The sequence below is a fragment of the Otariodibacter sp. genome (assembly GCF_029256985.1).
In the GTDB taxonomy this organism is placed as follows: Bacteria; Pseudomonadota; Gammaproteobacteria; order Enterobacterales; family Pasteurellaceae; genus Otariodibacter.
The window spans coordinates 25,248-31,929 of sequence record NZ_JARIDQ010000028.1 but is presented as its reverse complement, the minus strand read 5'-3'; the positions used below and the strand labels follow the sequence as shown (position 1 = coordinate 31,929).

8 protein-coding genes are annotated in these 6,682 nt (G+C 34.9%); 3 read left to right on the top strand and 5 right to left on the bottom strand.

Annotated elements, in window-relative coordinates; translation table 11 throughout:
- The coding region (locus Q1J40_RS02835; protein WP_301098517.1) for a zinc-binding metallopeptidase family protein at positions 1-662 on the bottom strand (662 nt) is incomplete at its 3' end.
- Between the two features lie 174 nt (positions 663-836).
- On the opposite strand from Q1J40_RS02835, the gene gpt reads away from it, so the two are divergent.
- Together gpt and gmk are read left to right on the top strand one after the other, a co-directional pair.
- Positions 837-1,316: a xanthine phosphoribosyltransferase gene (gene gpt, locus Q1J40_RS02830; protein ID WP_301098516.1), complete on the top strand. Its 480-nt coding sequence runs from the start codon at positions 837-839 to the stop codon at positions 1,314-1,316.
- 101 nt (positions 1,317-1,417) lie between these two features.
- Positions 1,418-2,038, top strand: a complete 621-nt coding sequence (gmk, locus tag Q1J40_RS02825) for a guanylate kinase (RefSeq protein ID WP_301098515.1) — start codon at positions 1,418-1,420, stop codon at positions 2,036-2,038.
- Positions 2,039-2,108: 70 nt separating this feature from the next.
- Here the strand turns inward: gmk and Q1J40_RS02820 are convergent, their stop codons facing one another.
- From Q1J40_RS02820 to corC, 4 genes are all read right to left on the bottom strand, one after another.
- On the bottom strand, positions 2,109-2,723 hold the full coding sequence (locus Q1J40_RS02820; RefSeq protein ID WP_301098514.1) for a sigma-E factor negative regulatory protein: 615 nt from the start codon (positions 2,721-2,723) through the stop codon (positions 2,109-2,111).
- Between the two features lie 29 nt (positions 2,724-2,752).
- Positions 2,753-3,331, bottom strand: a complete 579-nt coding sequence (rpoE, locus tag Q1J40_RS02815; RefSeq protein ID WP_301098513.1) for an RNA polymerase sigma factor RpoE — start codon at positions 3,329-3,331, stop codon at positions 2,753-2,755.
- 101 nt (positions 3,332-3,432) lie between these two features.
- Positions 3,433-4,971 carry an apolipoprotein N-acyltransferase gene (gene lnt, locus Q1J40_RS02810; protein ID WP_301098512.1) on the bottom strand — a complete coding sequence of 513 codons (1,539 nt, stop codon included), beginning with the start codon at positions 4,969-4,971 and terminating at the stop codon, positions 3,433-3,435.
- Complete coding sequence (gene corC / locus Q1J40_RS02805; RefSeq protein ID WP_301098510.1) at positions 4,971-5,858, bottom strand: CNNM family magnesium/cobalt transport protein CorC; 888 nt, start codon at positions 5,856-5,858, stop codon at positions 4,971-4,973. Before corC ends, lnt begins: the two co-directional genes overlap by 1 nt.
- A gap of 151 nt (positions 5,859-6,009) precedes the next feature.
- On the opposite strand from corC, the gene Q1J40_RS02800 reads away from it, so the two are divergent.
- Positions 6,010-6,651, top strand: coding sequence for a curli polymerization inhibitor CsgI-related protein (locus Q1J40_RS02800; protein ID WP_301098509.1), 642 nt, complete (start codon positions 6,010-6,012; stop codon positions 6,649-6,651).
- Positions 6,652-6,682: the final 31 nt, after the last annotated feature.

Below are 6,682 nucleotides of genomic sequence, written 5' to 3'. Positions count from 1 at the left end.
GTGTGGATATCGACACCAGAATGTCCACCTGTTAAGCCTTTGATATTGAGTTTGATAGCTCGATCAAATGAATTAGTCATGTGTTCTACTTGTAATTCAATTAAGGCGTCTTCTCCTCCAGCACAGCCAATATAAATTTCTCCATTTTCTTCGGTATCTGTATTGATCATGATATTTGACTTAAGCCAGTTAGGGCGTAAGCCAATCGCACCTTCCATGCCTGCCTCTTCTGTCATGGTAAGCAGAACTTCAAGTTCTGGGTGGGCTACATCATCAGAATCTAGAACCGCTAAACATGATGCTAAACCGATACCATTATCTGCCCCAAGTGTCGTGCCAGTGGCTTTTACCCATTCGCCATCAATCTGAGGTTGAATAGGATCAGTTTCAAAATTATGAGAGGAACCTTCATTTGCTTGTGGCACCATATCTAAGTGAGCTTGTAGCGAAACTGCTTGGCGATCTTCCATGCCTTTTGTTGCAGGCTTACGAATAAGGATATTGCCAACTTCATCACGCTCTACGAAGAATGCTTTTTCTTTTGCCCAATTCACAATAAATTCAGCCAGCTTCTCTTCATGATAAGAAGGGTGAGGAATTGCACAAATTTGTTCGAACCATTTCCATAATATATTTGGGGTGAGTGTTTGAATTTCAGACATAATTACCTCTTGTTTTAATCAAAAGCGGTGAGATTTGGACTAATTTTTACAAAAATCACACGTCGAAAGGATTTTATTGTAGAATATATCGGAAATGATAGCATGAAATCAGTTTTCAAGTTATCTCTCCACAATTTTTTAAGATGAGTTAATCATCAATATCTGGGTAATTTTATGAGTGAAAAATATACAAACGAAAAATACGTGGTAACGTGGGATATGTTCCACATGCATGCACGTAAATTAGCAGAACGTCTTTTACCTTCATCACAATGGAAAGGTATTATTGCAGTAAGTCGTGGTGGGTTATTTCCTGCTGCTGTATTAGCAAGAGAATTAAATATTCGCCACGTAGAGACAGTTTGTATTGCAAGTTACGATCATGATAATCAAGGCGAATTAAAAGTATTACACGCTGCTGATGTTGCGAATGGCGGAGAAGGTTTCATTGTTGTTGATGATTTAGTGGATACAGGTAACACTGCACGTGAAATCCGTAGAATGTATCCAAAAGCAAAATTTGTTACAGTATTTGCTAAACCTTTAGGTGCAGAGCTTGTTGATGATTATGTGATTGATATTCCTCAAGAAACTTGGATTGAACAACCTTGGGATCTAGGCATTACTTTTGTTAAGCCACTTTCAAAACAATAGTGAGAATTTTAAACAAAGTACTGTAGAAAGAGCAGAGAGAGGACGCAAATGCGTCCTTTGTTTTAATGTCTTTTATTTTAAATTAAGTCGAATAGGTTATTATGAGCTTAGGTAATCTTTATATTATTTCAGCACCAAGTGGTGCAGGTAAGTCTTCGCTAATTAATGCACTATTAGCCGATTTGCCTCGTTCAACTGTTGAATTGTCCATTTCCCATACCACACGTTCTCCTCGTCCTGGAGAAGAACATGGTGTTCATTACTATTTTACCCCTCACAGTGAATTTGAGGATTTAATTTCACAAGGGCATTTTTTAGAATGGGCGGAAGTATTTGGTAATTATTATGGTACATCCTTACCGTTGATTGAGCGTAGCTTAGAAGAGGGTATTGATGTTTTCTTAGATATTGATTGGCAAGGTGCAAGACAAATCAGAGAAAAGTTACCAAATGTGAAAAGTATCTTTATACTTCCACCATCTAAAGCTGAATTAGAGAAGCGTTTGGTTGGAAGAGGACAAGATTCAGCGGAAGTGATTCAAGGTAGAATGAATAAAGCCGTATCTGAAATGAGCCACTATAATGAATTTGATTATGTGATTTTTAATGATGATTTTGATACTGCATTAACTGAGTTAAAGAGTATTTTAATTGCAGAGCGTCTTAAACAAGAAGCCCAATCTATTCGTCATCGAGCATTGATTGAAGAACTTCTTGGTTGATATATTTTTCTATCCAATAAAAAACCCCGCAATCAATTTTAGCGGGGCTTTCTTATCTTATTGTCTTTATTTACTGTCTTTCAGTTTTAGTATCTTCATTATTTTGATCTGGTGTTGTTGCTGAAGTTTGAGCTCTCGCTTTCTCATCTGCACTTAATACAATAGCACCCACATTAGTACGACGTTGTAATTCATGATTTTGCAGTAAAGCATTAATACGACGTTGCTGATATTCTAGTTGTTCAGGAGTAGGCTGTACTTGTGATGGTGCATTGTAACTTACTTGCTGTACTGAATTACTGAAAGGAAGCGTTTGCAATACAGGCTGTCCAACTTGTGCAACCTCTTGTTCAGTCGTCATAACATTTGCACCAAATACGGCAACTAAACACACGGATGCTGCAATTCCCATTTGTATAATAGGTGTTTTCCAACCTTTAAGTTTTAATAATAAACCTTTTGGTTTTTCTGCTTGAATCGAAACTTCTTCTTTTTCAATAGCTACTTCTAATTTTGCGGAGAAATCGCTACCAAGAATAATTTCCTCTCCTCGCATAACACTACGGATTACGTGGTAGTTAGCCCATTTTTTTTGTAACTCATCACTTTTGCATAATGTATCAGTAAAAGCATGCTCAACATTATGTCCATCCATATAGGCGGAAAGTGTTTCTCTTTGTTGCATAGATAGCTCCAATATTTTTAATCTATGTTCTAATGTTTTTGCATTAATGGATTAATTTTTGCTTCAATCGCTTCCCTTGCCCGGAAGATACGAGATCTTACAGTACCAACGGGACATTGCATAACTTCTGCGATCTCTTCATAACTTAGACCATCAATTTCACGCAAAGTTATTGCATTTTTTAATTCTTCGGGTAAATTTTCAATCGTATCAAATACGATTTGTTTTAATTCTTCAGATAATATTAAATTTTCTGGTGTATCTGCTACACGTAAATGAACACCACTATCGTAACTTTCTGCATCTTCAGCAAGAATATCTTCTTTTGGTGGACGACGTCCCAAAGCTGTTAGATGATTTTTTGCTGTATTTACTGCAATTCTATATAACCAAGTATAAAATGCACTTTCACCTCTAAACGATTCCAAAGAGCGATATGCTTTTATAAAAGATTCTTGTACAAGATCTGGGATGTCATCGCGTGCAACATAGCGTGTTAGCAATCCTGCTACTCTATTTTGATAACGTATGACGAGTAAATTAAATGCTTTTTTATCACCTTGTTGTGCACGCTCAACCAATTCCTGATCGGTAATTTGCTCGCTCATCTATTGAGTTCTCCTAACTTTTACGCTTGGATTTTCCCTTTCGCACATCTGATTAGTGCTTTTTTTTTGGAAAAAGTTCATGTAGGTAAATTGTTTGTTTGTTATTTATTCATTTTGTACTTTTTACTGTATTTAAAAAATATAGTAAAAGTCAAAATTATTAAGCTTATTCCGTAAATTAACCAATGTCCAAGTAATGTAAAAGGTGTAATACCTTTAGTTGGGTGCATTGAGTGAGTAAGTGTTATTGCCTCAAATTGAGGAGCTTGTTTTATAATCTGACCCTTGAAGTCAATAAATGCAGTAATGCCAGTATTGGTTGCTCTAATTAAGGGTTTCCCTAGCTCTAAAGCACGCATTCTTGCCATTTGTAAATGCTGCCAAGGGCCGCTACTGGTTCCAAACCAAGCATCGTTTGAAATTGTAACTAAATAATCAGATTGTTGCTGTCTTTGATTTTGTTGAACTTGATCACCAAAAATTATTTCATAACAAATAGCTAAATTAAATGAATTATTACCAATATTGAGTGCTGACTGAATAAAATTTCCTCGTGATAAATTAACAGGAAGAATAAAAACCTTCCTCATCCAATCAAGTAATTTACCAAATGGTACATATTCGCCAAATGGTACTAAATGATATTTATTATAGCGTTGAGCTTGGGACATATTATAGGGATGATTTGGATCTCCAAGTACCACTGCACTATTAAAAAGTTGATTATTTTCTTGATAGAGAGTGCCTATTATTATTTGACTATGATTTTTTCTTCCTAGTGAATCGAGCTGACTTAAAATGGGAACGATATTATTTTCCATCGCTGGAATTGCAGATTCGGGAAAGATTATTACATCACTTTTACCAAGCAATGGGAAAATCAAACTATTATAGGTAGCTAAAGTTGAATTGAAATAATTAGGATCCCACTTTATTTGCTGTTCAATATTACCTTGAATAAGGCTAATATTAACTGCTTGTTTTTCAATATCATCTTCAACAAAATTAAATAGTTGTGTGAATGTAGCTAAAATTAGAATGCTAACACTCATTAAAATAGGTTTGTATAGTATGACTTTATTTCTAAATAATTTGTAAAAAATTTGTACTAAGTAACCGCTTATTAAGATAACAAAAAAGGTCAGACCTTGTACACCAGTGATGGGTGCAAGTCCATAGAATGGCGAATCAACCTGCGTATAGCCAAATTGTAGCCACGGAAAGCCTGTAAAGACTATTTCACGTAAATATTCAGTAAATGAAAATAAACTAGCTAATACCCACGGATTTTTTAAATTAAATTGTTGAGATAAATAGGTAAAGAGTAACGGATAAAGGGCCAAGTAACTTGCAAGTAATAATACTGCAAGATAGCTGACGATTTCAGGCACACCTCCAAACTGAGTCATGCTTACTTGAACCCAATTTACTCCAACGGCAAAATAGCTAACTGCCCATAAAAATGAACCAATTAATGCAATTTTTTTAGGCTGAGTAATTGTTACCCATAATAATCCAAATGCTGAAATAAAAGCGATAGGCCAATAATCAAAGGGTGAATAAGCAAGAATCCCTATTCCTCCAGAAACCAATGCTAAGATATAAACTGTGGCTGTAGATAAGTTCTTTGGTCTGCGCATTATTCAGGATCTTTTTCTTTAGGTTCCATTAACTCTAATTGTTCATCAGTCACGGTAACTCGGAATTGGATTAATTTTCTACTATCAGCAGATGTGACTTTGAATGTAATCCCCTCTAATTCGATTTCTTCACCACGTTTTGGTAAATAACCGAATGACTTAGTGACTAGCCCGCCAACAGTATCAACTTCTTCATCATTAAAATTTGTCGCAAATTGGTGGTTGAAACGTTCAATATCTGTTAATGCTAATACAGCCCAGCTATGTTGAGATAGTTGACGAATAGGTTCTACCTCTTCTTCATCAAACTCATCTTCAATATTACCCACTATCTGTTCTAGAATATCCTCAATGGTAACTAGACCAGAAACAGCGCCAAACTCATCTACAACAAGAGCCATATGGAATCGTTCAGAGCGAAATTCTTTTAGCATACGGTCAACTCTTTTGCTTTCTGGAACTATTACAGCGGGTCGTAAAATTTTAGCCATTTCAAACGGCTCTGAATCAGAGCGAAGATATTTTAATAACTCTTTTGCTAAGAGAATACCTTCAATACTATCTTTGCCATCTTTAATTACAGGAAATCTAGAGTGAGTTGATTCAATAATTGTATCAACGCATGAATCTAGAGGCTGATCGGCATCAATAAAAATGATATGTGAGCGAGGTATCATTATGTCACGAACACGTAATTCAGAAATTTCCATGACACCTTCGATCATTTGTTTAGTATCTGTATCAATTAACTCATTTTCAGCGGAATCTCTAATAACTTCAACTAAATCTTCACGATTTCTAGGTTCGGCTTGAAAAAAAACACCTAAAATAGATTTTAAAAATGATTTTTTATCTGGCGAATGTACGCCTTGTGGGTCATCACTCATTTTATTCTCTCATAAACAAATAAAATCGAAAATTACCACAGTTTAGATAAAAAATCGACATTAACCTCAATTACTTACTTTCTATTTATTAAAATTTAGAATAGGATATGCCTAATTTTTTTACATAAGCCTCTCCAAAGGAGTTATTTTTATGAAATTAGGTAAAATTGCACTCGTTGCAACAACGCTTGTTGCAAGTACAGCAGTATTTGCTAGTTCGATTACGAGTTCATCAAATATAAATTTTTTAGCTTTTGATGGACAAAAAGTTAAAAAAGATACAGCTTTAACTATTAATGATACTGATCAACATCAAGTCGTTGTTGAAGTTTCAAGTATTTATGATTCTGGTTCTGATAGTAGTTATTTTGAATCAACCCCTATTGTTGTAACATTTACGGGTAGTCAAGAAAATATAAAAATTATTGCTCCTCGCTTACGTTCTTATCTTGATGTTGAAAAATTTAAAAAAAACCCAACATTAGAGATTGAAACGATATCAGGAAATAAAGTTGCTTATAAATTAGACTATTTGAAAGGTGAAGGATTCTTACCTAATATCAATGTTGTAGAAAATTTAGCGAATTACAATGCAGGAAACAATGTTGCATCATTAAAACAGTTTGCTATGACACCAATGACTGCAATGGTTCCGATGCAGAATAGTAGAGCAACGAAAGGTCAAGTTATGGTACAGGGTGAGAATATTGCAGAGCAACAATTACAATATTGGTTCCAGCAAGCAGATAAAAAAACTCAAAAACGTTTTTTAGATTGGGCTAAAAAGCATTAATGACATTGCATTAATGGCATTGTATAAGCGG

What these genes read in the sequence shown, in the direction of transcription:
- gpt (WP_301098516.1), top strand. Translation starts at nt 837, where the DNA reads ATGAGTGAAAAATATACAAACGAAAAATACGTGGTAACGTGGGATATG.
- gmk (WP_301098515.1), top strand. Translation starts at nt 1,418, where the DNA reads ATGAGCTTAGGTAATCTTTATATTATTTCAGCACCAAGTGGTGCAGGT.
- Q1J40_RS02820 (WP_301098514.1), bottom strand. Translation starts at nt 2,723, where the DNA reads ATGCAACAAAGAGAAACACTTTCCGCCTATATGGATGGACATAATGTT.
- rpoE (WP_301098513.1), bottom strand. Translation starts at nt 3,331, where the DNA reads ATGAGCGAGCAAATTACCGATCAGGAATTGGTTGAGCGTGCACAACAA.
- lnt (WP_301098512.1), bottom strand. Translation starts at nt 4,971, where the DNA reads ATGCGCAGACCAAAGAACTTATCTACAGCCACAGTTTATATCTTAGCA.
- corC (WP_301098510.1), bottom strand. Translation starts at nt 5,858, where the DNA reads ATGAGTGATGACCCACAAGGCGTACATTCGCCAGATAAAAAATCATTT.
- Q1J40_RS02800 (WP_301098509.1), top strand. Translation starts at nt 6,010, where the DNA reads ATGAAATTAGGTAAAATTGCACTCGTTGCAACAACGCTTGTTGCAAGT.